The following is a 25,857-nucleotide window of genomic DNA, read 5'->3' on the forward strand; positions in this document are numbered from 1 at the left end:
CTAAGGAGCGCATCGCCGACAGCGCTGACTTGCTGGATCTGCAAGTAAACGTTCATCATCAATTTTCTCTTCACAATCACAACAATAACCATATTGCCCAATATCAATCTGGCATAGAGCTGCTTCTAATTTTTCTATGCGAGCAATTAATAGTTGATATTCAGGGCCAAGATTATTCGCTGTCAGCTCTAACCACTCTGAAGGGGGATTATCCTTGAGTTGCGATAGCAGTTGCTGATGATAGCCTTGATCAGATTTAGCCAGCATATCCAGTAAACGTTGTCTAACCTGCGCAAGTTCCGCAGATAACTTTGTTTGAATTTCAGTATTGTTCATCGCGTTTCTTCCAAGTGGGCAATACTGGTATTATCAAACAAAAATCGTTAGCTAATTATGATTTGTATCAATACTCGGCGCTTTGGCGTACTTTCTTAGTACGTCAGCGACTTCATCTTTCGCTTTTAAACGTCTGATCTCATCAAAAAGTGCGTTGGCTTGCGGGTATTGGCGCTTTAAATAACCAAGCCATTGCTTGGTTCGAGAGGCAAAATACTTCTCACATTTACTTTCTTCTTGATGCATCGAAGAATGGATGATGTGGTATATCACATGTTCCCAAAGCATCGGACTGTACTGCTCATTTTCTACATGCGATTTTATTTGTTTTGCTAAATCAGGCATTGCTAGCGCACCACGACCTAGCATTAGGTCTTGGCAATGGCTACGTTTTTGGCACAACATAGCATCCTCAACTTGCCAGATTTCACCGTTGGCAACCACAGTAATGTTCTTGCCTTCAATTAATGGTGGAATTTTTTCCCAGTATGCCGGTGGATTATATCCATCTCTTTTCGTTCTAGCATGAATAGCAAGACTTGATGCACCTGCACTCACCACAGCATCAACAATTTCTTGACTGTTGCTGTCATCATCAAAACCAAGTCTAATTTTTGCACTCACCTCATGTCGCGGATCGACAGCATCACGAACGGCTTTAATAATTTCGTACATGTGTTCTGGGTCTTTTAAAAGTACTGCACCACCTTTACTTTTGTTTACCGTTTTAGCCGGACAACCAAAGTTTAAATCGATACCATGAGACCCTAAATTGATAGCTTTAACTGCATTTTCAGCTAGCGCATTGGCTACTTGACCAAGTAACTGAATACGCACAGGGGTGCCTGCACGGGTATAGCCAGCAGTTTTTAACTCAGGACAATAGCGATGAAATACGCGCTCGGGCAGTGTGTCTTCAACGACACGAACAAACTCAGTTACGCATAAATCGAATCCACCTAAATCAGTTAGGAGTTGTCGCATTTTAAAATCTACAACGCCTTCCATCGGTGCTAAAACTAGTCGCATGATACCTGTTAACTCATCAAAAATTAGGACGCGTATTCTAGCTGTTCTTGATTGTTTTATAAATCGTAATTTGCAATCTTGGCACTTTCAGAAAATAATTATAAAAAATTTGAAAGTAATTTTTAGTTCTCGGGTCTTGTTAAATAACCCTTTATAAAAAAGAGAGTCATCGAATGAACACAGTTAAGAAAAATTCAATTGCATTAACATTAGGTGCAGTTGTAGTAGGTGCATCAAGTTTTGTAGCGACTGATGCCAGTGCAAACCCATTTGAATTTCAGCAAATGCAAGCTGGTTATCAGCTAGACGCCGCTGAAGGTAAGTGTGGCGAAGGCAAATGCGGCGCAGACAAAAAAGCTGAAAAAGAAGGTAAGTGCGGCGAAGGTAAATGTGGCGCAGACAAAAAAGCAGCTAAAGAAGGCAAGTGCGGCGAAGGTAAATGTGGCGCAGACAAAAAAGCAGCTAAAGAAGGTAAGTGCGGCGAAGGTAAATGTGGCGCAGACAAAAAAGCAGCTAAAGAAGGTAAGTGCGGCGAAGGTAAATGTGGCGCAGACAAAAAAGCAGCTAAAGAAGGTAAGTGTGGCGAAGGTAAATGTGGTTCTAACCACTAAACGCTCACTTAGCTTTTGAAAGGGCCGTAAAGGCCCTTTTTAGTAGGAGGTAGTATGTTAAATAAATCAGCAGCAGATTTTGGGCAAATAGGATTAGGTTTGCGCCGAGAAATGCTTGACGAAATGCTCATCGATGTTCCGAAACCCATTGAGTTCTTAGAAGTTGCGCCTGAAAATTGGCTAAAGCTTGGGGGGCGTTTTGGTAAACAATTTAAACAGCTTACTGAACAGCACGCCTTTGTTTGTCATGGCTTATCGTTATCAATTGGCTCACCAGAAGCGCTTGATATTGAATTTGTGCAATCGCTAAAAGCTTTCTTTAAAGAGCATAATATTCGTTTATTCAGCGAGCACCTAAGCTACTGCTCTGGTGAAGGGCATATGTATGATTTAATGCCTATTCCGTTTACTGAAGAGGCTATTAAACATGTGGCCTCTCGTATTAGGCAAGTACAAGATATTCTAGAGCAGCCAATTGCTATCGAAAATGTTTCTTACTATGGCGCGCCTGGCCAACAAATGACTGAACTTGAGTTCACTAATGCAGTGTTAGAAGAAGCCGATTGTCAATTACTGCTTGATGTGAATAACATTTACGTTAATTCGATTAATCATGGTTATGATGCTGAGCAGTTTTTAGCTGCATTACCAACAAAGCGCATCGCCTATGGACATGTTGCGGGTCATTATACTGAAGCTAAAGATTTATTGGTTGATACCCATGGTGCGCCTGTCATTGACCCTGTTTGGCGATTGCTTGAAAAAGCTTATGACGTTCATGGGGTATTTCCCACCTTATTAGAACGTGATTTTAATATTCCGCCGATGAGTGAGTTATTAGCAGAGCTTAAAACCATTGAAACACTGCAGCACACAGCCAATAAGCAAAATCAAGTAACGGTGAAACACAGTGCCTAATCATTTTATGCAAGTACAGCAAGCGTTTATGGCGCATATCCGCGACCCTGAGCAACATGCTAAGCCCGTTGATGTTTCAGAGCGCCGTATGGCGATTTACCGCGACTTATTTTTTAATAATGTGGATGGGTTTGTCAGCTCTGCCTATCCTGTTCTAAAAAGTTTATATTCAGAGCAAGCGTGGCACAGACTCGTTAGGCAGTTTTTTAGTCAACATAATTGTAAATCGCCTTATTTTTTAGATATTGCCGGGGAGTTTTTGGCCTTTCTTGCAAATGACTATGAAATGCAAAGTGATGATCCTGCGTTCATGTTAGAACTGGCGCATTATGAGTGGGTTGAGCTCGATGTGTCGGTTGCGAAGGAGCTGGAAAACGAAACGAACTTATCGGCTCATCAAGTCACCAGTTCTGAATTGTATTTAAGCTCCCTTGCTCGCAATTTGAGTTATCGTTTTCCAGTTCATACCATCAGTGTGGATAATCAACCAAGTGAGCCCGCAGCTGAGGCAAGCTATTTTGTGGTATATCGGGATAGCGATGACGAAGTGCAGTTTTTATCAACTAATGCGATGACCGCGTTACTGCTAAACATGATTGAATCTCAGCCAGGAATCGATTTAAACCATGTGTGCCAAGTAGTTGCAAAGCATGCACCTCAGTTTAGTCAAGAACAGCTTTATCAAGGAGCGCTTAATACCTTAAGTGCCATGGCTGAGCGAGGTATTGTGGTTAGTAATACATTGGTTTAAAAATCGGCTAAAGCTCTTTATTGATGAGGGCAGTTCGACTATTATGTCTGCCTTATTTTGTCGTGCTTAAATAAAGGTAGTAACTATGTCGAATGATAAAGACTTTAAAGATCCGTTCAATGCAACTTATTTCATTGCGTTTTTAGCTGTATTCGGTGGCATTGGCTGCCTTAACGCTATCCTTGGTTGGATCACTTCTTTATCTTAATCTGCGTAAGCAAATTTAAGACAATAGGCTGCATTATGCAGCCTTTTTTATTGCTGCTTATATTATTTCGAAACTTGCTACCGACTTTCTACTAAGGTGATGTTATACTCTCGAGCTTTGTTAGATAAACTTTTTGAGCAGTATAATTATGACTCAAGCAACTTCAACGCTCATCAAACAGAGCATTGCAACGATCGCTGATTACCCTAAGCCGGGCATTATGTTCCGCGATGTAACCACTTTAATGGCTAACGCTGAGGCATTTAAAGCAACTATCGACAGCTTTATTGCCGCATATAAAGACCAAGGCTTTACAAAAATCATTGGTACTGAATCACGTGGCTTTATTTTTGGTGCGCCACTGTCATATGCACTTGGTGTTCCGTTCATTCCAGTTCGTAAACCGGGCAAACTTCCTCGCGAAGTGATTTCACAAAGCTACCAATTAGAGTATGGTGAAGATATTCTTGAGCTTCATACAGATGCAATTGTCCCTGGCGATAAAGTGTTATTAGTAGACGACTTACTGGCTACAGGTGGCACAATCGAAGCAACGGCAAAATTAGTCGCTAAGCTAGGCGGTAACGCAACTGATGCTGCATTTGTTGTTTCTTTACCTGAACTGGGCGGTGAACAACGTGTTGCTGATATGGGCATCAAAATCTTAAAGTTGGTTGAATTCGAAGGCGAATAATTAATGAGTTATCAGGTTCTAGCAAGGAAATGGCGACCACAAACCTTTCACGAGTTAGTGGGGCAGTCTCATGTTAAACAAGCATTAGTTAATGCATTAACACAAAATAGACTCCATCATGCTTATCTCTTTACTGGAACCCGTGGGGTGGGTAAAACAACCATCGCACGTATATTCGCAAAAAGCCTCAACTGCGATAAGGGTATCTCTGCTGAGCCATGCGGCCAATGTTCAAGTTGTACTGACATCGAAGCAGGTCGTTATATTGATTTATTAGAAATCGATGCGGCATCGCGTACTAAAGTAGAAGATACCCGCGAAATCCTTGATAACGTTCAATATGCACCAACACGTGGACGTTACAAGGTATACCTAATCGATGAAGTTCACATGCTGTCAAAGCATAGTTTCAATGCTTTACTAAAAACATTGGAAGAGCCCCCGGAGCATGTGAAGTTTTTATTAGCGACAACCGATCCGCAAAAACTGCCTGTGACGATCTTATCGCGTTGCTTACAGTTTAATTTAAATGCTTTGTCGCAATCAGAAATTCATGATCAACTTGCCCATGTTCTTAATCAAGAACAACTAAGTTTTGACGATAAATCATTGTCTATTTTGGCGAAAGCAGCTGACGGCAGTATGCGTGATGCACTGAGCCTTACAGACCAAGCAATTGCGCAAACCAATGGCAATATTAATCATCAGGCTGTGCAAACCATGCTTGGCTTGATGGATACTCAATATAGCCAAACCATGTTAGCAGCGTTACTATGCCAAGATGGCGATGCATTACTTCAAGAAGTAAAAGCAGTTGTTAGCCGAAACCCTAATTTTGTAGCCTTGCTCGACGATTTAATTGCACTTACGCATCTTATTCAACTTGTGCAACTCGTGCCTAGTGCAGCGGCACTTGATGATACTAACCGAGATTTTATTGAGCAGGTGGCACAAACCACTGATGCACAGCAGATGCAGGTTTACTACCAATTACTATTAAATGGTAAAAAGGATTTGCAATGGGCACCCGATGCTAAACTTGGCTTTGAAATGATCATGTTGCGACTGCTTGCATTCCAACCTACTCAATTTGCACAAAGCCAAACTCCAGCGAATACCCAGCAGCAGGTTAAGCCAACAGGCGCCAGTGCACTGCGCGATATTTTAAAAAAATCAACGGCGCAACGTGAACAAGCTGCATCAGCCCAAGCACCAGTAACGCAAAGCTCTGAGCATACAAATCCTGTGCCTTCAGAGGCTCAGCAAACACAAGCAGCACCTATTCAAACAGCTAGGGCAGAAACGGCACAAAGCCAAGAGTCTGATCAGCAAGTTGAAGCTAAGCCTTTAGAACAATCTGCTCAACCAGCTGAAATTGCAATGGCCGCTGACGTTAAACCAGCGCCACAACAGCAAGAGCAAAGTAATGCAGAACAGATGCCTGCTGCTGATGATTCTTCGCAAGCTTACTCTACACCAGAGTACTCCGCGCAAGATTACATGGATGATGATGCCGAAATGGATCCATCACTTGCTGCGCAATACGATGATGTGATGAATAGCGCCTATGATCAGGGCTTTACAGCAAATGAAGCTGCTGCGCCCCAGCAACAGCAAACTGCACCTGCACAATTGCAACAGCAGCAAAGCCAAGCGCAATCGGCTATTGCACGTATTTTACAAGACCGTAATATCTCAGGAGCCGGGCGTTTAAGTGGTGCGGCGACGCAAACGGATGTAAAAGCAGAGCCACAGCCTGAAGCAAAGCCGGTAGTAGAGCCGCTCAGGCAACAAAACCAAGCCACGACCAATATTCAGCCTCAGCAGCAAGCAATGGCTGCTGAAGTAAAAAAGCCCATCCCCCAGCAAACGGGGGAGAGCACTAATAAAGTAAAAAAAGTCGACTTTAGAGAAAAGCATCAAACAATCACCGAAAATTTAGCGCCAGAGCTGCTTGAGCAGATCAATCCGCAAAAAGCGCCAGAGCCAGTCGTTGAAGAAGCTAGTATTCCGGTACCCGATGATTTTGAAAGCCCGATCAGCAGTATTAAATTTGCACACGAACAAGATGAATGGGCGTATTTAATAAAACGCATGGGACTGGGTGGGCGCATGCGCCAATTTGCGCTGCATTCAATCTTTACCAAGCAGAATAATCAGCTGCACATTGAAGTTGATTCATCACAGCGCCATTTAGATAGCGCTGTGCTAAGACAAAAGCTCAATGCCGCATTAAGTGAAATTTACGGCCATAATGTAGAGCTCAGTATTGAGTTTGCTGATGGCGTAATTGATTCACCGTATTTAATTCAACAAAAAATTGATGCGGGACGTCATCAACAAGCGATTGATGTAATAAATAGCGATGAAAATATAGTGCAATTTCAGCAGTTATTTAGCGCTATAATCGATGAAAACAGTATTCAGGCATTGTAATTAGTTACAATAGCCCTTATCTTCATGCCAATTAAAGTAGTTTAGAAAGAGAGACAGTTATGTTTAAAGGTGGAATGGGTAACATGATGAAGCAAGCGCAGCAAATGCAAGAGCGCATGCAAAAAGCCCAAGAAGAAATCGCAAACCTTGAAGTTGTAGGTGAAGCAGGTGCAGGCCTAGTTAAAGTAACTATGCTTGGTAACCACAATGTTCGTCGTGTTGAATTAGATGACAGCCTAATGGAAGACGACAAAGACATGATCGAAGATTTATTAGCGGCAGCGTGTAATGATGCTGTTCGTCGTGTTGCTGAAGAAACTCAAGAGCGCATGAGCAAAGTAACTGGCGGTATGCAATTACCACCAGGTATGAAAATGCCATTCTAAGTGATTTTGTATGCAACTATCTCCTAGTTTAACACAGCTAATTGAAGCGCTAAGATGTCAGCCGGGCATAGGCCCTAAGTCGGCACAGCGCATCGCTTTTCATTTGCTTGAGCGTGACCGTCAGGGTGGTAAACAGCTTGGTCATGCATTAACCAAAGCAATGGATGAAGTAGGGCATTGTCAATCTTGTCGTACTTTTACAGAGCAAGCTGTATGCGATATTTGTTTAAGTGTTAAACGCCAAGATAGTGGTTTATTGTGTGTGGTCGAATCACCAACCGATGTACTCGCTATTGAGCAAACTGGTCAATATCAAGGGCTTTACTTTGTTTTAATGGGTCACTTGTCGCCAATTGATGGCATAGGACCAAAAGAAATTGGCCTTGATATTCTTGAAAGCAAGTTGCAACAAGGCGGTATTAATGAGGTGATCCTCGCAACAAATCCAAGTGTTGAGGGGGAAACCACCGCTCATTATATTGCTGAGCTTTGCCACAAGTACCAAGTGAGTGCATCTCGTATTGCTCACGGTGTGCCTGTTGGTGGTGAGCTCGACTTACTTGATGGCATGACCCTAATGCATGCATTTAGTGGACGACGCGCCGTAAACCAAAACTAATACCTGATATGGTATCAAAAGCCTGCTTTAAGCAGGCTTTTTTGTTTGTAAGATGTTACTTAAGTGGGGACGGTTTAATTTGTGTTTTAATTGTAGTATTGTCTTATTAAGTGGTTTGATAAGGATTTTAAACAATGAAAATACTGATAACACTTAGCTTTTTATATACATTCTCTTCAGTTGCATTTGCTACAGATACAAAATGCAATCTGGTTAATCAGAAACCTGAATTTTACAAAGAATGCCCATTAAAACTTTTGGTCACTGCTAAAGATACACTCACGGTTGAGGGTGAGCGTATAAATGAAGGGAATAAATTAACCATAAAATATTTCTTCACAGTTACTACAGAGTCTAACTACAAAGGCGCTTGGTTACTGAGTAATAAAGAAAGTATCAAATTAAATAATATTAACATTGAATTGCCACAGAGAAACTGTGTATTTAATGAATGTAAATTTTCAGATTACATTCATTCTTTAGAGTTAAATTCTTTTGAGAAATCAGTAGCTAATAATATTGATAGACAAGTACTAATTAAAAAAGTTGATGAGAAGCTAGTTGAATTAGGAGCTGAGCTTACGCCTACTGATGTGCAAACCTCGCTTGATGTTTTCTTAAAAGATTCAAACAAACCAGTGTTCTTTAAGTTTCTAAATTCGCAAGGGGATTTTACTGCTTACTTCAAGTCTAATATTGACTCTGATGGAAAAATGTATCCTTCTGAATTTATATATAAAGTTTATAGTCAAGGTGAAAATACTTGGCTAGGGAACCGAAATTATGATCTTGAAGCAAGTCATGCTATGTGGACTTTTCTTGGTGAAAAAAATTTAAGAAGAGTTAAAGAGTGTTCTCATTTGAACGTTTCTGTATTGCGCTCGAACAAAGAATTACAGACCTTACCTGCTACTCAGTGCTCATATTTTTGATGCAATTGTTTATTCATTAATAGATTAAGTATCACTTATTAATTAGAGATCTTGTTTTAGGTTGGAATCAGTATTGAAACCTCCAATGTTAATATCTTAAATATAATTGATAAGTTTTACTCGTAATAGCCGATATGAAAGTTGCTAATTAGATGGAGCAACCTCAATTTTCCCCGCAAATTTAATTTTTTGCCTTGAAGTTCCAAAAGCCTACCCCATATATGAGTCATAGTGCAGATTAGACACTTTGTTAATTGGAGATTTACACAATGACTGCAGCACAAAAAGAAACATTAGGCTTTCAAACAGAAGTCAAACAACTATTAAACCTGATGATTCACTCTCTTTACTCTAATAAAGAGATTTTCCTACGTGAGCTTGTATCAAACGCGTCAGATGCAGCAGATAAATTGCGTTTCCTAGCGCTTTCTAATGGCGATTTATACGAAAACGATGCAGATTTGAAAGTCCGTATCAGCGCCGATAAAGACGCAAACACGGTCACCATTACTGATAACGGTATTGGTATGAGCCGTGAAGATGTGATCAATTCACTGGGTACGATTGCCAAATCAGGCACCGCAGAATTTTTCCAGAACCTAACAGGTGACCAAAGCAAAGATTCACAATTGATTGGTCAATTTGGTGTGGGTTTTTACTCAGCATTTATCGTTGCTGATAAAGTAACCGTACGTACGCGTAAAGCAGGTGAAAGCCAAGGTATCGAATGGCAATCTGCAGGTGAAGGCGATTACACCTTACAAGAGATTGAGAAACCAACACGCGGTACTGAAATTATTCTTCACCTTCGTGAAGACGAAACAGAATTTGCTGATGAGTTCCGTTTACGTAGCATCGTAACTAAATACTCTGATCATATTTCGATTCCTGTTGAAATGTATAAAGCAGAAGTACCAGAGTCAGAAGGTCCAGATGGCGAAAAAATTCCTGCGCAGCCAGGCGAGTGGGAAGGTATTAACCGCGCGACAGCACTATGGACTCGTGATAAGTCAGAAGTCACAGACGAAGAGTACAAAGAGTTTTATAAGCACATTGGCCATGATTGGGAAGAGCCATTAAGCTGGGCACATAACAAGGTTGAAGGTAAAACTGAATACACGAGCTTGTTATATATTCCTAAAAAAGCGCCTTTTGATTTATGGAACCGTGACCGCCAAACGGGTTTAAAACTATACGTACAACGCGTTTTCATTATGGATGACGCAGAGCAATTCATGCCAAGTTACCTTCGCTTTGTAAAAGGTCTGCTTGATTCAAACGACTTACCACTTAACGTGTCGCGTGAAATCTTACAAGATAACAAGGTAACGCAAGCAATCCGTAAAGGTTGTACATCGCGTGTACTGAAAATGCTTGAGCGCATGGCGAAAAATCGTGAAGAAGATTACCAAACGTTCTGGAATGAATTTGGTCAGGTGTTAAAAGAAGGTCCAGCTGAAGATATGGCAAACAAAGAAGCCATTGCTAAGCTATTGCGTTTTGCTTCTACACACACTGACGAAAGCACACAAAATGTATCGCTTGAGCAATACATTGAGCGTATGAAGCCAGAGCAAGATAAAATCTACTATGTGGTTGCAGATTCGTTTGCAGCAGCGAAGAGCTCACCACATTTAGAGATCTTCCGTAAGAAAGGCATCGAAGTATTGCTACTAAGCGACCGTGTTGATGAGTGGATGATGAGCTACTTAACTGAGTTCAACGAAAAATCATTCCAGTCAATCACCCGTGGTGACTTAGATTTAGGCAACATGGATGACGAAGACACGAAAAAAGCGCAAGAAGAGTCAGAAAAAGAAGTTGCTGGCCTAGTTGAGCGTATTAAAACTGCGTTAGGTGATAATGTTAAAGATGTACGCTTTACGCATCGTTTAACAGACTCACCAGCTTGTGTTGTTGCTGATGAGCATGATATGAGCTCGCAAATGCAAAAGCTAATGGAGTCTGTAGGTCAAACTGTACCTGAGCAAAAGCCAATTTTTGAGCTTAACCCTGAGCATCAGCTTGTTAAACACTTAAACGTTGAACAAGATGAAGACAAGTTTGCCCAGTGGTCACATGTACTTCTTGACCAAGCATTACTGGCCGAGCGCGGTACGTTAAAAGACCCAGCAGGCTTTGTAACTCGTTTGAACAAACTTATGCTAGATTTAAGCAAATAAGCGTTTTAACTGAATGAGTTGAAAAAGGGAGCAAGGCTCCCTTTTTTATTGCTGCTAATATAGGCAATTGGTATAAGTTACTTGAGGTATAGCCTCAGTTGTGGAAGAATTCAGGCTCTAAAAACAAAACTCCACTGATCGACCATTTTTAAGATTAGTATCACACAGAGGACAATGATATGCGCATTATTCTTTTGGGCGCGCCGGGTGCAGGTAAAGGTACTCAAGCTCAGTTTTTGATGGACAAATACGGTATTCCACAAATTTCTACGGGCGATATGCTGCGTGCAGCAATCAAAGAAGGTACACCACTTGGTCTTGAAGCTAAAAAAGTAATGGATGCAGGTCAATTAGTATCTGACGAAATTATTATCGGTCTAGTTAAAGAGCGCATCGCTAAGCCAGATTGCGAAAAAGGTTTCTTACTAGACGGTTTCCCACGTACGATCCCTCAAGCTGATGCAATGAAAGAGAATGGTGTGGTTGTTGATCACGTTATCGAATTTGACGTTGCTGACGAAATCATCGTTGAGCGTATGGGTGGCCGTCGCGTACACCCAGGTTCTGGTCGTGTTTATCACGTTGTTTATAATCCACCAAAAGTTGATGGCAAAGATGACATCACAGGTGAAGACCTTATCATTCGTGATGACGACACTGAAGAAACAGTGCGTAAGCGTTTAGGTATCTACCACGACCAAACTAAACCATTAGTTGATTACTACCAAGCTGAAGCAACAGCAGGCAACACTCAGTACCACAAGTTAGACGGTACACAAGCTGTTGAAGCTGTTAGCCAACAACTTGGTGAGCTTTTAGGTTAATAGCCTAATAGCAGATATAAAAAAACCGCCACTGGGCGGTTTTTTTATGCGAGTTGATATTGAGTTTTTACAGTTTTTTCAACGCAGCAATAGCACTGTCGTAATCAGGCTCTTTTGAAAGGTTATCAACGAGCTGTTTGTAAACGATTTTATGCTCTTTATCTAATACAAATACCGCACGGGTTAGCAGGCCCATATCCTTGATAATCAAACCGTAGTTCTTACCAAAGTCATGCCATACAGAATCCGATAAAGTCACCACTTTGTCGATATTCTCTGCTTTACAAAAACGTTTTTGAGCAAATGGTAAGTCAGCGCTTAGAGTAAGCATGGCTACACTTGGGTATTCTGAAGCTACCTTTTCATTAAAGTGTTTGGTTTGAATACTGCATACACCGGTGTCTAAACTTGGCACTACGCTTAAAAGCACCGCTTGGCCTTGGTAGTTGTCTAGTGTAACGGGTGTAAAGCTACCATCTACTACTTTAAAATTAGGTGCATTTTGACCAACTTCAACACCTTGTCCTAGTAAGGTGACAGGCTTTGACTGCGCAGAAACCTTACCAGCATCTAAACTATTTTCTGATAAATCACCCGCATAACTAAACGTGCATACTGCTCCAAGTGCAAATATAAGTGGACGTAACATAATAAGATTCCTTCAAATTAACGCATTTAACATCAGTGTATTATACTCAAGGAGTCGGTCCAAGGATTAGTACAATTTAAAATTGTAAATAACCAATAGTTTGATTAACATGTGTTCGTGACCCTATTTTTTATATATAAAAATAAGAATAAAGTTACTAGTCAAATTTGTGTCTAGTTAAAAAGTACGGATTTAGAGAGAGAGTATGTCAACATCGGTATTAGTTTGTGATGATTCAAAGTTAGCTCGTCGACAATTAGCGCGCTCTTTACCCGATGATTGGGATATTAAAGTTGAGTTTGCTGAGGACGGTGTGCACTGTATTGAGCAAATCAAAAAACTCCAGCCAGAAATTCTATTTCTCGATTTAAACATGCCTGAAATGGATGGTTACGAAGTACTTCAAGCCATTCAAGATCAAGGCCTTCATGTGCTTACTGTCGTTGTTTCTGGTGATATCCAGCCTAACGCCCATCAACGTGTGCTTGAGTTAGGTGCTATCGACTTTATTCAAAAACCGTGTTCTGCAGAAAAGCTTGCCAATATCATCGAGCATCATGGCATTAAAGACAAAGCCATGCGTGAACGACTTGCTAATAAGCTAGGTGAGCAAGTTGACCCTGATGTACGTGACATCTATCAAGAACTCACAAACGTGGCTATGGGGCAAGCAGGGGACTTATTAGCGCGTCTTCTTAATGTATTCGTAAAACTTCCAATCCCTAATGTAAATGTATTAGAAGTAAATGAGCTAGATATGGCTCTACGCTCAATTGATGCTAACGCAACGACATCAGGTGTATGCCAAGGATTTATTGGCGGCGGTGTGTCTGGTGAAGCCTTATTACTGCTAAATGATTCAAGCTTTAAAGAAATTGCATCACTAATGAATTACGAAGGTGAGCTTAACGATAAAGTTGAGCTTGAGCTGTTGATGGATGTCAGCAACATTCTGATCGGTGCAATTTTATCAGGGCTTTCTAAACAGCTCGATATGCGTTTTAGCCAAGGTCATCCTGTGGTACTAGGTCAGCATTGTGATGTGACCGATTTAGTAAAAGCCAATAAATCTCGCTGGCAACGAACGCTGGCGATTGAGATCAGCTATGGCATCGAAAATCACAATATCAACTGTGATTTGATGTTGCTGTTCACCGAGGACTCATTAAAAACCCTTAAGTACAAAGTAGCTTATTTATTAGAAGACTAGACTATGCCTGCAGCCGATTTTAATATGAATGAACTCCATTGGTTAATGGATATGTTTAATACCGTTGATGTAGGCCTAGTAGTGCTCGATAGAGACTACAAAGTATGCATATGGAATGGGTTTATGGAAAACCATTCTGGCTTATTGCCCAGCGCGGTGAAAGACAAAGATCTGTTCGACTTATTTCCATCAATCGATGAAAAGTGGTTTCGCAGCAAATCAGAGTCTGTGTTCATCTTAAATAATCGCTCGTTTACTATCTGGGAGCAGCAGCCGTATATTTTCCGCTTTAAAAATTACCGCCCAATTACAGGTAAAGCGGATCATATGTATCAAAATGCCACCTTTATACCACTGACGACGACCACAGGCGAAGTGTCGCATATTTGTATCATTATCTATGATGTAACCGATGAAGCGGTGAATAAAAAAGAGCTAGAAGAAGCCAACAGCAAGCTTGAACAAATGAGCCGCACTGATGCACTTACCAAGCTAACCAATCGCGGTTATTGGGAAGAAAAGTTACGCAAAGAATATATGCGTATTGTTCGTAGTGGCGGGTGCAGCACCTTATTGATGTTTGATATCGATCACTTTAAAAAGGTCAATGATGAACATGGTCACCGCGGTGGGGATGAGGCGTTGCGTCATATTGCAGACTTGCTTCGTAAAACTCTACGTGAAACAGACTTAGCTGGACGCTACGGTGGGGAAGAGTTTGCGGTAACCTTGCTCGATACTGATCATGAAGGAGCGCATATCTTCGCTGAGCGATTAAGAACGCTGATTGAGAATTCATCGATTTACTTTGGTGGCAAACAAATTCAACTGACGGTCAGTATTGGTTTTGCGTGCTTTGACGAAAAATTTGATCGTTACGAAAAATGGGTTGAAGCGGCAGATAAAGCCTTGTATCACTCTAAAGAAAATGGCCGTAACAGGGTTACAGCTTATACAGATTTATAAAGAAGGGGCTAATAAGCCCCTTTTTCATAACAATTCTATTAAGTGATACGAGTTAAACGCCAAGCGGCGGTAAAACGAGAATATCTGTTTTAAGTAGTTTCATAACCTTTTCAGCGGTATTACCAATTAAATGACCTTTAATTCCGGTATTGCCCACCGAACCCATAATCACTAAATCGGCATTTAATTTTGCAGCAATACTAGGGATCACTTGTTCAACCACACCCGCTTTAATCTCAAGTTTATCTTTTAAGTCATGTGCTTCAATTAAGGCACGCTGCGCTATCGGTAGCTTTTCGAACGCATTAATGACTTGCTCATCTGAAAATACAATCCCCAAATCACGTAAAAACGGCGATACATGCACGGTATAACAGGCATAAAACTCGCTGTCGTAGTCATTAGCATAGGCTAATCCCGCTTTAATAATCGCTTCGTTTAAGCGGTATTTGGTTGCTTTTTCACTGCCCAAATCAAGTGCTGCTAACACATTGGTATTGTTTCGCCATTTGTTATCAGCAGCTAAATAAAGTGGTAACGGGCTAAAGCGAATAAGTTGCCAGTCAAGCTCTGTAAATTGCGTTTGTTCGTCAATATGGCGAGTTTTAATCACCATTTCATAATCTGACGTATCAAGTTCATTGGCAAGCCACTGCACTGGGTTTTCATGCCACAGTGTTTGCAACGTATAGCTGCTAGCGTCTAAATGCTCGCTAATAAGAGGGCTTAGCGCATTACGAACTTTTGCGAGCTCCTTATCTTGAATAGCGAGCGCTTCATCGGGTGGAATAGAATATAAAATACTGTTGGTGTCTTCATAGCTAAAGGCGACGATATCAATATGCTTCACTCCTTTGGCTTTTTGTTTTGCGTGTAATATTGACGTTTTAGCATCGGCTATCGAGTCGATGATCACCAGTATTTTTTTATCCATTTTGCCTACTCTGTTGTGTGTCGGGTATCACTGCTTGGGCATTCACCCAATAATGAAACTTCACCTGTTGAGGTTTCTTGTTCCAGTTTTACCTTAAAGCCCCATAGCCTGTAAAGGTGTTTTAGTACTTCATCTTTTGATTTCGCTAATGGAATATTGTTATGGGGTACATAACGCAGGGTAAGTGAACGATCTCCTCTAATATCAACGTTATAGACTTGAATGTTTGGTTCGTGATTACTTAAGTTATATTGTGCAGAAAGCGTTTCACGAACCTTGTGATAGCCCATTTCATCATGAATAGCGCCGACATTAAGGGTTGGCTCTTTTTCATGATCAATAATGGTAAAGAGCTTAAAATCTCGGATAATTTTTGGCGATAAAAACTGGCTTATAAAACTCTCATCTTTAAAGTTTTGCATTGCAAAATGTAAGGTTTCTAACCAATCACTGCCGGCATACTCTGGAAACCATTTCTTGTCTTCTTCGGTTGGGTTTTCGCAAATACGGCGAATATCAACCATCATATTAAAGCCAAGAGCATAAGGGTTGATCCCTGAATAATAATTGCTGTTGTAGGGCGGTTGATACACTACATTGGTGTGGCTTTGTAAAAACTCGAGCATAAAGGCATCGGTGAGCTTACCTTCATCGTACAGGTGGTTCAAAATGGTGTAATGCCAAAACGTAGCCCAGCCCTCATTCATCACTTGAGTTTGTTTTTGGGGATAAAAATATTGCGAAATTTTACGCACAATACGAATTACTTCACGCTGCCATGACTCAAGCAGCGGCGCATTTTTTTCGATGAAATATAAAATGTTTTCTTGTGGCTCAGCAGGGAAGCGGCGCTCACGTTTTTTTGATTCTTGCTGCGAAGTAGGGATTGTGCGCCACAACTCGTTGACTTGCGATTGTAAGTAATCTTCACGTTCTTGCTGGCGCTTTTGTTCTTCGTACAGTGAAATACGTTGCGGGCGTTTGTAGCGGTCCACACCGTAATTCATTAACGCATGGCATGAGTCGATGAGATTCTCAACTTCATTGATGCCGTATTTTTCTTCGCATTTAGCAATATAATTTTTGGCAAATAATAAGTAATCGATAATAGAGCTGGCATCAGTCCAAGTTTTAAAAAGGTAATTACCTTTAAAAAATGAATTGTGGCCATAGCAAGCGTGCGCCATTACCAAGGCTTGCATTGGCAGGGTGTTTTCTTCCATTAAATAAGCAATACACGGATCTGAGTTAATCACAATCTCATAAGCAAGACCCATTTGCCCACGTTTATAGTTTTGTTCTGTTTGAATGAATTTTTTACCATACGACCAGTGGCTATAGCCAATCGGCATACCCACACTCGAATAGGCATCCATCATTTGTTCAGCAGTGATCACCTCAATTTGATTTGGGTAGGTATCGAGTTTATAAATTTTCGCTACCCGTTCAATCTCAGTTTGATACTCTGCTAATAAATCAAATGTCCAATCAGGACCGTCGCTAATACGTTTATCGGCCATACTTTACCTCACTCGCAAGGCTATGCGACGCCTTGCTGCTGACGATTCTTTTTAAATAATTCACGGAAAATTGGGTAAATGTCCTCAACGCCACGAATGTGTTGCATGGCAAAATTGTCGTGGGTTTGTGCTATCGATTGATACTCACGCCATAAGCTTTGATGAGCACGGGCGGTAATTTCAATATAGGCGTAATAGCGCACCGCCTTTAACAGTTTATTACGTAAAATTTCGCCACAGTTTGGCGAGTCATCGGCCCAATTATCGCCATCAGAGGCTTGTGCTGCGTAAATGTTCCACTCTTCAGGGTTATAACGCTCCGCGATGATTTCGTTCATCAGTTTCAATGCACTAGAAACAATGGTGCCACCCGTTTCTTGAGAATAGAAAAACTCTTGCTCATCGACTTCTTTCGCTTGGGTATGATGACGAATGTAGACTACCTCTATATTTTTGTAGCTACGGGTTAAAAATTGATACAGCAAAATATAAAAGCGTTTTGCCATGTCTTTGGTCGCTTGATCCATCGAGCCTGACACATCCATTAAACAAAACATCACGGCTTTGCTTGTAGGGTGTGGTCGTTTTTCATAGTTACGAAAACGTAAGTCGTAATTATCAATAAAAGGCACCGCTTTAATGCGACTTTGTAGTTCCTCAATTTGACGTTCAAGTAAAGCGATGGCCGCTTTATCAGGTTGCTCTTCTGCTTTGAGTAACGCGAGTTGTCCTTCAAGCTCTGCAAGGTGACGTTTTTTGCCTGCGGTCATTGCCACCCTGCGGGCGAGTGAACCTTGTAATGAACGAACAATATCAATATTACTGGGCATGCCGTCGTTACAAAAACCAGCACGATGGGTTTTCATTTGCACCAGTTTATCGAGCTGGTTTTGTTGCAGATTAGGCAGTTCAAGGTCTTCGAACAATAAGTCTAGGTATTCATCTTTTGAAATAGAGAATACAAAGTCGTCTTGTCCTTCACCAGAATCACTGGCTTCACCTTCGCCACTGCCACCCCCTTGAGCGCCTCCTTGCGGGCGCTTAATTCTGTCGCCCGTAGAGAATTGGTCATTACCAGGGTGGATCTGTTCACGGTCGCCACCACGTCCTTATGAAAAATAGGCTCACTGATATCACGTTGCGGAATCGAGATACTCTCGCCGCTAGTGGTATCGGTTACGCTACGCTTATTAATGGCATCAGATACCGCTTCTTTAATCTGTTTTTTATAACGCCTGATGAACCGTTGACGATTCAAGGTACTTTTGTTTTTTCCATTCAGGCGTCGGTCAATAAAATGCGCCATAACAACCCCCTTAAAACAAACGTTTTTTTACTGCGATTTTCTAACGCGTAAATACCATTCAGAAAGTAAACGTACTTGTTTTTGGGTATAGCCTTTCTCAACCATACGATTGACAAAGTCTTCGTGTTTTTTCTGATCTTCAGCCGAGGTTTTCGCATTGAAGGAAATAACCGGCAGCAGATCTTCGGTATTTGAGAACATTTTCTTCTCAATAACCGTGCGAAGTTTTTCGTAGCTGGTCCAAAGCGGATTCTTGCCTTGGTTGTGCGCACGCGCACGCAGTACGAAATTGACTATTTCATTCCGGAAATCTTTAGGGTTTGAAATACCCGCAGGTTTTTCAATCTTCTCAAGCTCTGCGTTAAGTGCAGCACGGTCAAATAGCTGGCCAGTATCTGGGTCGCGGTATTCTTGATCTTGGATCCAGAAATCAGCATACGTCACGTAGCGGTCAAAGATGTTTTGCCCATATTCAGAGTACGATTCTAAGTAGGCCGTTTGTAACTCTTTACCAATAAACTCCACGTACTGAGGAATGAGATACCCTTTTAAGTGGCTTAAGTAACGCTCTTCAACGTCGGCGGTAAATTGCTCACGCTCTATTTGCTGCTCAAGAACATAGAATAAGTGCACTGGGTTGGCCGCCACTTCAGTGGTATCGAAGTTAAACACTCGCGATAGAATTTTAAACGCAAAGCGGGTAGAGAGCCCGGTCATGCCTTCATCAACACCCGCGTAGTCGCGGTACTCTTGATACGACTTCGCTTTCGGGTCGGTGTCTTTTAAGCTTTCACCATCATAGACGCGCATTTTTGAATAAATACTTGAGTTTTCAGGCTCTTTCATACGAGAAAGGGTGGTAAATTGTGCCAGTGTTTTTAATGTGCCCGGTGCACAAGGGGCATCATGTAATTCACTGTTTTCAAGCAATTTATTGTAAATCTTAACTTCTTCAGAAACACGTAAACAGTAAGGCACTTTGACGATGTAAACACGGTCTAAAAATGCTTCATTGTTTTTGTTGTTTTTAAATGTTTGCCACTCAGATTCATTTGAGTGAGCTAAAATCATGCCGCTAAACGGCAGGGCACTGATACCTTCTGTTCCGTTGTAGTTACCTTCTTGCGTGGCTGTAAGTAGTGGGTGTAGCACCTTGATTGGCGCTTTAAACATTTCCACAAACTCCATTAAGCCTTGATTTGCTAAACAAAGCGCACCTGAATAGGCATACGCATCAGGGTCGTTTTGCGCAAAGTGTTCAAGCTGGCGAATATCGACTTTACCGACTAGCGCTGAAATGTCTTGGTTGTTTTCATCGCCCGGCTCGGTTTTAGCAATCGCAACTTGATTTAAAATAGATGGATAGCGCTTAACCACTCTAAATTGGCTAATATCACCATTAAATTCACTTAAGCGTTTTGCAGCCCACGGTGACATCACCGTTTTTAAATAACGCGGTTTAATGCCGTATTCTTTTTCTAAAAGCTCAGCGTCTTCATTTGGGTCAAATAACGCTAAAGGGTGGTCGTTAACAGGCGAGCCTTTAATCGAATAAATAGGTACCTGCTGCATTAAGTATTTAAGCTTTTCAGCAATGGATGATTTACCCCCACCTACCGGGCCAAGTAAATACAGTACTTGCTTACATTCTTCTAAGCCTTGCGCAGCATGTTTTAAATAAGAGACGATTTGCTCAATGGCATCTTCCATACCATAAAAATCGTGAAATGCAGGGTAGCGTGCGACTACGCGATTAGAAAACAGCCTGCTTAAGCGCGCATCGGTTGAAGTGTCGATAATCTCCGGCTCACCGATGGCCATTAATAGCCGCTCTGGTGCGCTGGCATAAGCTGATTTATCCTTCTTACAGATCTCGAGAAATTCCTCAATACTGTATTCTTCTTCTTGCGCTGCTTCGTATCGTGATTGGTAATGCTCAAAAATACTCATAGAGACCTCCGAAAACCCGCTAAAATGACGTGTAATTAGATTAAGAGAAAAGCAAAGGCTAATTAAAGCTTAGTCACGATTTTGAATTTTTGCGCAAGAAAATTAAGAATTTAATTGAAAAAAGCTCATCTTGATTACGCTTTTTGGCTGAGGGCTTGGCTGCGACTTAGAAGGGGCGTGCACTGGCAATAAAAAAGACGCCGAAGCGTCTTTTTTTGATTACTGCTAGTAACAGAAGATTAAGCGAAGTTAGCGTTCGCGAAGTCCCAGTTAACTAATGCCCAGAAACCTTTTAGGTAATCTGGACGAACGTTACGGTAATCGATGTAGTAAGCGTGTTCCCAAAGATCCACAGTTAGGATTGGTGTAACACCTTCATCAGTTAATGGCGTTGCAGCATTTGATGTGTTAACGATATCAAGTGTGCCGTCAGCTAGTTTAACTAACCAAGTCCAGCTTGAACCGAAGTTGTTAACTGCTTTGTCGTTTAACGCTTCTTTGAATGCGTCGAAAGAACCCCATTTAGCGTTGATCGCGTCAGCGATTGCGCCCGTAGGCTCGCCACCACCGTTTGGAGATAGGCTGTTCCAGTAGAACGTGTGGTTCCAGATTTGTGCAGCATTGTTAAATACGCCACCTTCTGAAGAACATACGATTTCTTCTAGAGATTTGTTTTCGAATTCTGTGCCTGGGATCAGACCGTTTAATTTCACAACGTAAGTGTTGTGGTGTTTACCGTGGTGAAACTCTAGAGTCTCTTTTGAAATATGTGGCTCTAATGCATCGATTGCGTATGGTAGTGACGGTAGTTCAAATGCCATTTTTTATCTCCATCTTCTTGGTTGATAGTCCACTCAGTTATAGGTAATAGCAAGGTAAACAGCGTACTTCCCTATACCAAGTGGTATTATAGTGTTACTATAATTGTTGAGTATTTTACTCAAGTTTTAGCAAACAGCAATGCTATTGCTAAAGACTATTTAAAATTGTGGCTACGAATGCCGATTTTAAGTTATATATCTGAGGCCACAGTGAAACTTTTTCAAGGCCAATGTAGTAAGCCAATGTCTTTTTTGAGGTTGTAAATGGAAACCATCGATAAAATTAAACAGCAAATTTCTGAAAATCCAATCCTTCTTTACATGAAAGGATCACCAAAGTTACCTAACTGTGGTTTTTCTTCACAAGCATCACAAGCACTTATGGCGTGTGGTGAGCAGTTTGCTTACGTTGACATTCTACTTAACCCAGATATTCGTGCAGAGTTACCTGCATACGCAAACTGGCCAACATTCCCACAACTATGGGTAGAAGGCGAGCTTATCGGTGGTTGTGACATTATCATCGAAATGTTTCAACGTGGTGAATTACAGCCATTAATCACTGAAACAGCTGCAAAGTACAAAGAAAAAGACGCTGAATAATTATATTTAGTGTAGAGAAAAGCCGCTGATTGCGGCTTTTTTTATATCTGTTGTATTACGCGGGCAGCAAAACATGCACGCTTAATCCACCTTGCTCGCGGTTATGTAAGCTAATTTGCCCGTGGTGTGCTTCAACTATTTCCCTGCAAAGTGCTAGCCCTAAGCCACTGCCTGTTGCTTTAGTGGAGTAAAAGGGAATAAGTGCGTTAGCCATTACAGCTTCACTCATACCTTTACCTTTATCACTCACTGTGATGTGTGTGCCACTTGCTTCTTGTTGCACAGTTAAACTGACATCTTCGGGGTTTGACCCTGATTCATAGGCATTTTTTAATAAGTTTATAAGTAACTGTTCGAGCTGAGTGTGATCAGCGTCAGTTGTCACTCGCTCATCAAGTGATACTTCAACCTGCCACTGACTTTTTAATTGCTCAATCAGCGTCGGCCAGTTAATCGTTGATAGTTGAGGGGTGGGTAACTTGGCAAATTTACCATAGCCTTGTACAAACTCATTAAGGTGTTTTATGCGGTCTTCAATGGTGGTAAATACTCGTTTTAAGCGTGGTTCATCGACTTCTTTCGTTAATAGTTGCGCGCTATGAAGCATCGACGACATTGGCCCTAGGGAGTTGTTAAGCTCATGGCTAATGATACGAATAACTTTTTTCCATACCTCTACTTCTTGGCGGCTTAGTTCGCGAGTCAGCTGTTTAAAAACATACAGTTGATGAAACTGATTATTAAGCAATAATCGGCCTGTTGCCATATGCCAAGTTTGTGATTCTTGATCTGCTTTGTCCAGGGTAAATAAGCCATCAACGCCTTTGTGAATGGCACGCGTTAATTGCTCGCAGCTTGAATCTAATAAGTTTTCGAGCTTGGCGCCTTCAAGGGCTGATTTAGCATCGAGTAAGCTGCGGGCACTGTGGTTGCTAAACACAATAAAGCCTTGGTCGTTAGTCAAAAGTACAGCTTGTGGCGAGCTTTGCAGCACTTTGTCGAGCATCAACTCACGCTGATAAATCCATTGTTTTTCTTGGCGAAGCTGTTTTGCGGTTTGGTTATAAAGCCGGCATAAATCACCTAGCTCATCACTGCCATCATAGGCTAATAATGTGGCCAGCTCACCATCTTTAAAATTAAGCAGCCCGGTTTCGAGCGAGTTCATACCATCAATGAGCGGAGCTGATAATTGCGCGGCAAAAAATCCGCTGATCAAGGCGCAAGCGAGCAGGGCTAATAGGCTGTAAAGCAAGCTGATGCCCGCAAAATAACACACCAACACAAGCGGCAATGCAGACGCTGCAATACACAAAGTTATGATTTTATATCGAAACGAAGAACGCATTAGTATTCAATCTTAAATTTATCAAGCCTGCGATAGAGCGCTTGGCGGCTTAAGCCAAAATGGCGAGCCACTTTAGCAATCACACCTTTGTATTCGCGCATGGCAAGTTCGATCTCTTGTCTGTTAGGCTCTGCTCTTGTTTGTGTTGGGCTGTTTGTTTCAACTTGTAAGCCAAAATCAGCAAGCTCAATCACCCCTGTGGGTTTTAAAACGCCAGCGCGTTTACAGGCATTTTCAAGCTCACGAACATTACCCGGCCAGCTATGGGCGAGCAGGGCTTTTTCTGTACTTAGTGACAGTGTGCGCTCAGGTAAAAAGTGTGCGACCAAAGCTAAAATATCATCTGGGCGATGGGCAAGGCTTGGTAAATTTAACTCAATTACATTTAAGCGGTAGTAAAGGTCTTCACGAAATTGACCTGTTCTAATTGCATGGCTTAAATCTTCATTGGTTGCTGAAATCACCCGCACATTCACTTTACGTGTTTGTGTTGAGCCTAAACGTTCAAATTCACCAGTTTGTAAAATGCGTAATAATTTCATTTGCCCAGAAAGTGGTAAGTTACCAATTTCGTCTAAAAATAGGGTGCCACCATCGGCCGCTTCAAAACGACCAATACGCTGTTTAGTAATACCTGTATAGGCGCCAGCTTCGGCACCAAATAACTCAGCCTCAATAAGCTCGCTTGGCAAAGCACCCGCATTAACAGTGATAAAGGGTTTATCAGCTAATAATGAATTAGCCTGTATTATTTGCGCAATGCGCTCTTTACCACTGCCGTTAGGGCCTGTGATCAGCACTGAAATATCCGATTTAGCCACTTGAATCGCAAGATTAACAATGTGCTCCATAGCGGTACTTTTATAAACCAAGCCCACCAAATTTGCTTGTTGCACAGATGCGTCACGTTCTTGCTGGTGGCGGGTAAAGGTTTCGTTTTGTTGTTTTGCTTTACCCAGCTCGATTAGGTTATTTACACAAGTAAGTAGCTTGGCATCGTCCCATGGTTTTGGTAAATAATCAGCAGCCCCTGCTTTGACAAGTTCAACGGCAGTAGAAAGCTCTGTCCATGCGGTGATCAAAATAATCGGTAAGTGAGGATTAATGTCTCGTAAGGCATAAAAAAGTTCTTTGCCTTCTTCGCCGGAAGTGGTGTCGGCGGTGAAGTTCATGTCTTGAATAACAAGCGCTATGCGTTGGTATTGTACGGCTTGAATTGCCTCAAACGGGTTACTTGCTGTAACAACATCAAAACCGTGAATTTCGAGTAATAACGACAATGCATCCAAAATGGCTGGGTTATCGTCGACGATAAGTATTTTTTCCATATTATTGTTTTAGTTATTTTCCTAATAAGGGTGCAAGATGAATGCTACACTGTTAATCCAGTGTAGCATAGGTTGGGAGAACTAAATTGTTCGAGTTGCAATGCTCGGTGAGATATTCGCCGCCCGTTTTGCAGGTGCAAGTACTGCTAATAAACTCATAACGAACACTGCCAGCGCCGTAGCAAGCACGTAGCTAATATCAAGCTGAGCAATTGAAAAGTGCTGCATGAGCAACTGGCCTAAATACACGGCAGCAATTACACCAATCACTAAACCAACTATACATATCATGGCGTTTTCAACTAAGAAGTAGCTGATGATGGCAGATTTTCTGGCGCCTAAAGCGCGGCGAGTGCCTATTTGTTTAGTACGCTTACTAATATTGAACAGCGTTAGGCCGAAAATACCCAGGGCCGTCACCAACACTAAAATAGTAATAAGTACAATCAACATGCGCATCATTAATGTATCTTCAGCCATGTATGACTCTTTATCGTCATCTAAGCCACGAATGCGAGAAATAACGCGTTTGTTGTAGTTTTTCAGCATGGCTTCTTCAACACGATTCATGACTGATTGACGTTGACCAGGCTCTGTTCTAACCACAAAGCGTGCATTTGTACCAGGCTTAATAAAAGGCAGCAGTGCTACGTTATCTGGGCGGCTGTCTTTAAGCCATGGGCCTTTCATCAGTTCAACAACACCAATTACTTTCATTGGAATGTCACCAAAATAGACAGTTTGACCTAAACCATTGCCGTCAGGAAACAGCTCATCGAGTAGGGTTTTAGTGACAACGGTTACTTTTGAAAGCTCATCATAGTTATCGGTAACGATCACTTCGTCTTCGGTGTAGTTACGCCCAGCAATGAGTTTTACACCATAAGTATTTATGCCATGCTCATCGATAAACATGTAAGAGCTACGCGCTGATTTACTCTCTTCAGGTGCTGGCTTTAAACTAAAATCTGACGAAGAGCCACTGCCCGAAAGCGGTGTGTTACTCGAATAAGCAGCATCAACTACACCAGGTATTTGACGAAGCATGGCTTCATCAAGCTCATATTGCTGAGATGGCGACACATCTTTGCCAAACATCATGACATTAAAAACGAAAATGTCTTGTTCAGGGTAGCCAGTCTCTTGGCTTAAATAGCTAATTCTGTCTTGAATAATAAACGCTGCGTTACTGACAATCGCAGTGGTGATGGCAATTTGGATCAGTAATAAAATAGCGCCAACTTTTGAGCGGCATAAGGCGTGAAAGATAGGTTTAATTTCTAACATGGGTGTCT

Annotated in this window: 24 protein-coding genes and 1 pseudogene; 14 read left to right on the forward strand and 11 right to left on the reverse strand. The window is 41.6% G+C overall.

Annotated features, from left to right (window positions below; genetic code table 11):
- Both C2M33_RS05860 and C2M33_RS05865 read right to left on the reverse strand, forming a co-directional pair.
- Complete coding sequence (locus C2M33_RS05860; RefSeq protein WP_063705913.1) at positions 1–336, reverse strand: TraR/DksA family transcriptional regulator; 336 nt, start codon at positions 334–336, stop codon at positions 1–3.
- Between the two features lie 51 nt (positions 337–387).
- Entirely contained in the window at positions 388–1,365 is a 978-nt protein-coding gene (locus tag C2M33_RS05865) for a tRNA-dihydrouridine synthase (protein WP_105173969.1), read from the reverse strand.
- A gap of 173 nt (positions 1,366–1,538) precedes the next feature.
- On the opposite strand from C2M33_RS05865, the gene C2M33_RS05870 reads away from it, so the two are divergent.
- The 11 genes from C2M33_RS05870 (at position 1,539) to adk (ending at position 11,927) form a co-directional block, all read left to right on the forward strand.
- Positions 1,539–1,976: an HvfA family oxazolone/thioamide-modified RiPP metallophore gene (locus C2M33_RS05870; protein WP_105173970.1), complete on the forward strand. Its 438-nt coding sequence runs from the start codon at positions 1,539–1,541 to the stop codon at positions 1,974–1,976.
- 54 nt (positions 1,977–2,030) lie between these two features.
- Entirely contained in the window at positions 2,031–2,894 is an 864-nt protein-coding gene (locus C2M33_RS05875) for an HvfB family MNIO-type RiPP peptide maturase (RefSeq protein ID WP_105173971.1), read from the forward strand.
- Positions 2,895–2,901: 7 nt separating this feature from the next.
- A complete protein-coding gene (locus C2M33_RS05880; RefSeq protein WP_105174344.1) occupies positions 2,902–3,645 on the forward strand; it encodes an HvfC family RiPP maturation protein in 744 nt (247 codons plus the stop codon).
- Between the two features lie 85 nt (positions 3,646–3,730).
- Positions 3,731–3,853 (forward strand): hypothetical protein, encoded by a 123-nt coding sequence (locus C2M33_RS21410; protein ID WP_254907726.1) that lies wholly within the window; start codon positions 3,731–3,733, stop codon positions 3,851–3,853.
- Between the two features lie 148 nt (positions 3,854–4,001).
- Entirely contained in the window at positions 4,002–4,547 is a 546-nt protein-coding gene (gene apt, locus C2M33_RS05885) for an adenine phosphoribosyltransferase (protein WP_105173972.1), read from the forward strand.
- Between the two features lie 3 nt (positions 4,548–4,550).
- Positions 4,551–6,983: a DNA polymerase III subunit gamma/tau gene (gene dnaX, locus C2M33_RS05890; protein ID WP_105173973.1), complete on the forward strand. Its 2,433-nt coding sequence runs from the start codon at positions 4,551–4,553 to the stop codon at positions 6,981–6,983.
- A 59-nt stretch (positions 6,984–7,042) separates the two neighbouring features.
- The gene (locus C2M33_RS05895; RefSeq protein WP_054551547.1) at positions 7,043–7,369 is read left to right on the forward strand and encodes a YbaB/EbfC family nucleoid-associated protein; all 327 of its coding nucleotides are present in this window, start codon (positions 7,043–7,045) and stop codon (positions 7,367–7,369) included.
- A gap of 10 nt (positions 7,370–7,379) precedes the next feature.
- Positions 7,380–7,988: a recombination mediator RecR gene (gene recR, locus C2M33_RS05900; RefSeq protein ID WP_105173974.1), complete on the forward strand. Its 609-nt coding sequence runs from the start codon at positions 7,380–7,382 to the stop codon at positions 7,986–7,988.
- A gap of 134 nt (positions 7,989–8,122) precedes the next feature.
- Positions 8,123–8,920 (forward strand): hypothetical protein, encoded by a 798-nt coding sequence (locus tag C2M33_RS05905; RefSeq protein ID WP_063705899.1) that lies wholly within the window; start codon positions 8,123–8,125, stop codon positions 8,918–8,920.
- 269 nt (positions 8,921–9,189) lie between these two features.
- Positions 9,190–11,103 (forward strand): molecular chaperone HtpG, encoded by a 1,914-nt coding sequence (gene htpG, locus C2M33_RS05910; protein ID WP_063705897.1) that lies wholly within the window; start codon positions 9,190–9,192, stop codon positions 11,101–11,103.
- A gap of 179 nt (positions 11,104–11,282) precedes the next feature.
- The gene (gene adk, locus C2M33_RS05915) at positions 11,283–11,927 is read left to right on the forward strand and encodes an adenylate kinase (protein WP_063705894.1); all 645 of its coding nucleotides are present in this window, start codon (positions 11,283–11,285) and stop codon (positions 11,925–11,927) included.
- Between the two features lie 67 nt (positions 11,928–11,994).
- Here the strand turns inward: adk and tpx are convergent, their stop codons facing one another.
- Positions 11,995–12,576 carry a thiol peroxidase gene (tpx, locus tag C2M33_RS05920; protein WP_063705891.1) on the reverse strand — a complete coding sequence of 194 codons (582 nt, stop codon included), beginning with the start codon at positions 12,574–12,576 and terminating at the stop codon, positions 11,995–11,997.
- 205 nt (positions 12,577–12,781) lie between these two features.
- Here tpx and C2M33_RS05925 point away from each other — a divergent pair, with 205 nt between their 5' ends.
- Entirely contained in the window at positions 12,782–13,786 is a 1,005-nt protein-coding gene (locus C2M33_RS05925) for a response regulator (RefSeq protein ID WP_063705889.1), read from the forward strand.
- 3 nt (positions 13,787–13,789) lie between these two features.
- The gene (locus tag C2M33_RS05930; protein WP_063705887.1) at positions 13,790–14,752 is read left to right on the forward strand and encodes a sensor domain-containing diguanylate cyclase; all 963 of its coding nucleotides are present in this window, start codon (positions 13,790–13,792) and stop codon (positions 14,750–14,752) included.
- Positions 14,753–14,804: 52 nt separating this feature from the next.
- On the opposite strand, the gene C2M33_RS05935 is transcribed toward C2M33_RS05930, so the two are convergent.
- The 5 genes and pseudogenes from C2M33_RS05935 to C2M33_RS05955 all read right to left on the reverse strand — a co-directional run bounded on the left by C2M33_RS05935 (position 14,805) and on the right by C2M33_RS05955 (position 21,283).
- Positions 14,805–15,686 carry a universal stress protein gene (locus tag C2M33_RS05935; RefSeq protein WP_063705885.1) on the reverse strand — a complete coding sequence of 294 codons (882 nt, stop codon included), beginning with the start codon at positions 15,684–15,686 and terminating at the stop codon, positions 14,805–14,807.
- Between the two features lie 5 nt (positions 15,687–15,691).
- Positions 15,692–17,206, reverse strand: coding sequence for a SpoVR family protein (locus C2M33_RS05940; protein WP_063705883.1), 1,515 nt, complete (start codon positions 17,204–17,206; stop codon positions 15,692–15,694).
- A gap of 20 nt (positions 17,207–17,226) precedes the next feature.
- Positions 17,227–18,512, reverse strand: a pseudogene (locus C2M33_RS05945) (YeaH/YhbH family protein).
- 27 nt (positions 18,513–18,539) lie between these two features.
- The gene (locus C2M33_RS05950) at positions 18,540–20,462 is read right to left on the reverse strand and encodes a PrkA family serine protein kinase (protein ID WP_063705879.1); all 1,923 of its coding nucleotides are present in this window, start codon (positions 20,460–20,462) and stop codon (positions 18,540–18,542) included.
- A 239-nt stretch (positions 20,463–20,701) separates the two neighbouring features.
- The gene (locus C2M33_RS05955) at positions 20,702–21,283 is read right to left on the reverse strand and encodes a superoxide dismutase (protein ID WP_054551537.1); all 582 of its coding nucleotides are present in this window, start codon (positions 21,281–21,283) and stop codon (positions 20,702–20,704) included.
- A gap of 264 nt (positions 21,284–21,547) precedes the next feature.
- Here C2M33_RS05955 and C2M33_RS05960 point away from each other — a divergent pair, with 264 nt between their 5' ends.
- Positions 21,548–21,886 carry a Grx4 family monothiol glutaredoxin gene (locus C2M33_RS05960; RefSeq protein ID WP_054551536.1) on the forward strand — a complete coding sequence of 113 codons (339 nt, stop codon included), beginning with the start codon at positions 21,548–21,550 and terminating at the stop codon, positions 21,884–21,886.
- Between the two features lie 55 nt (positions 21,887–21,941).
- Here the strand turns inward: C2M33_RS05960 and C2M33_RS05965 are convergent, their stop codons facing one another.
- The 3 genes from C2M33_RS05965 to C2M33_RS05975 form a co-directional block, all read right to left on the reverse strand.
- Positions 21,942–23,234, reverse strand: coding sequence for a sensor histidine kinase (locus C2M33_RS05965; RefSeq protein ID WP_105173975.1), 1,293 nt, complete (start codon positions 23,232–23,234; stop codon positions 21,942–21,944).
- A complete protein-coding gene (locus C2M33_RS05970) occupies positions 23,234–24,562 on the reverse strand; it encodes a sigma-54-dependent transcriptional regulator (RefSeq protein WP_105173976.1) in 1,329 nt (442 codons plus the stop codon). Before C2M33_RS05970 ends, C2M33_RS05965 begins: the two co-directional genes overlap by 1 nt.
- Positions 24,563–24,643: 81 nt before the next feature.
- On the reverse strand, positions 24,644–25,849 hold the full coding sequence (locus tag C2M33_RS05975) for an ABC transporter permease (protein WP_105173977.1): 1,206 nt from the start codon (positions 25,847–25,849) through the stop codon (positions 24,644–24,646).
- Between the last annotated feature and the right edge of the window lie 8 nt (positions 25,850–25,857).

The sequence above is a fragment of the Pseudoalteromonas sp. T1lg122 genome (genome assembly GCF_002964825.1).
Lineage (GTDB): Bacteria > Pseudomonadota > Gammaproteobacteria > Enterobacterales > Alteromonadaceae > Pseudoalteromonas > Pseudoalteromonas gelatinilytica.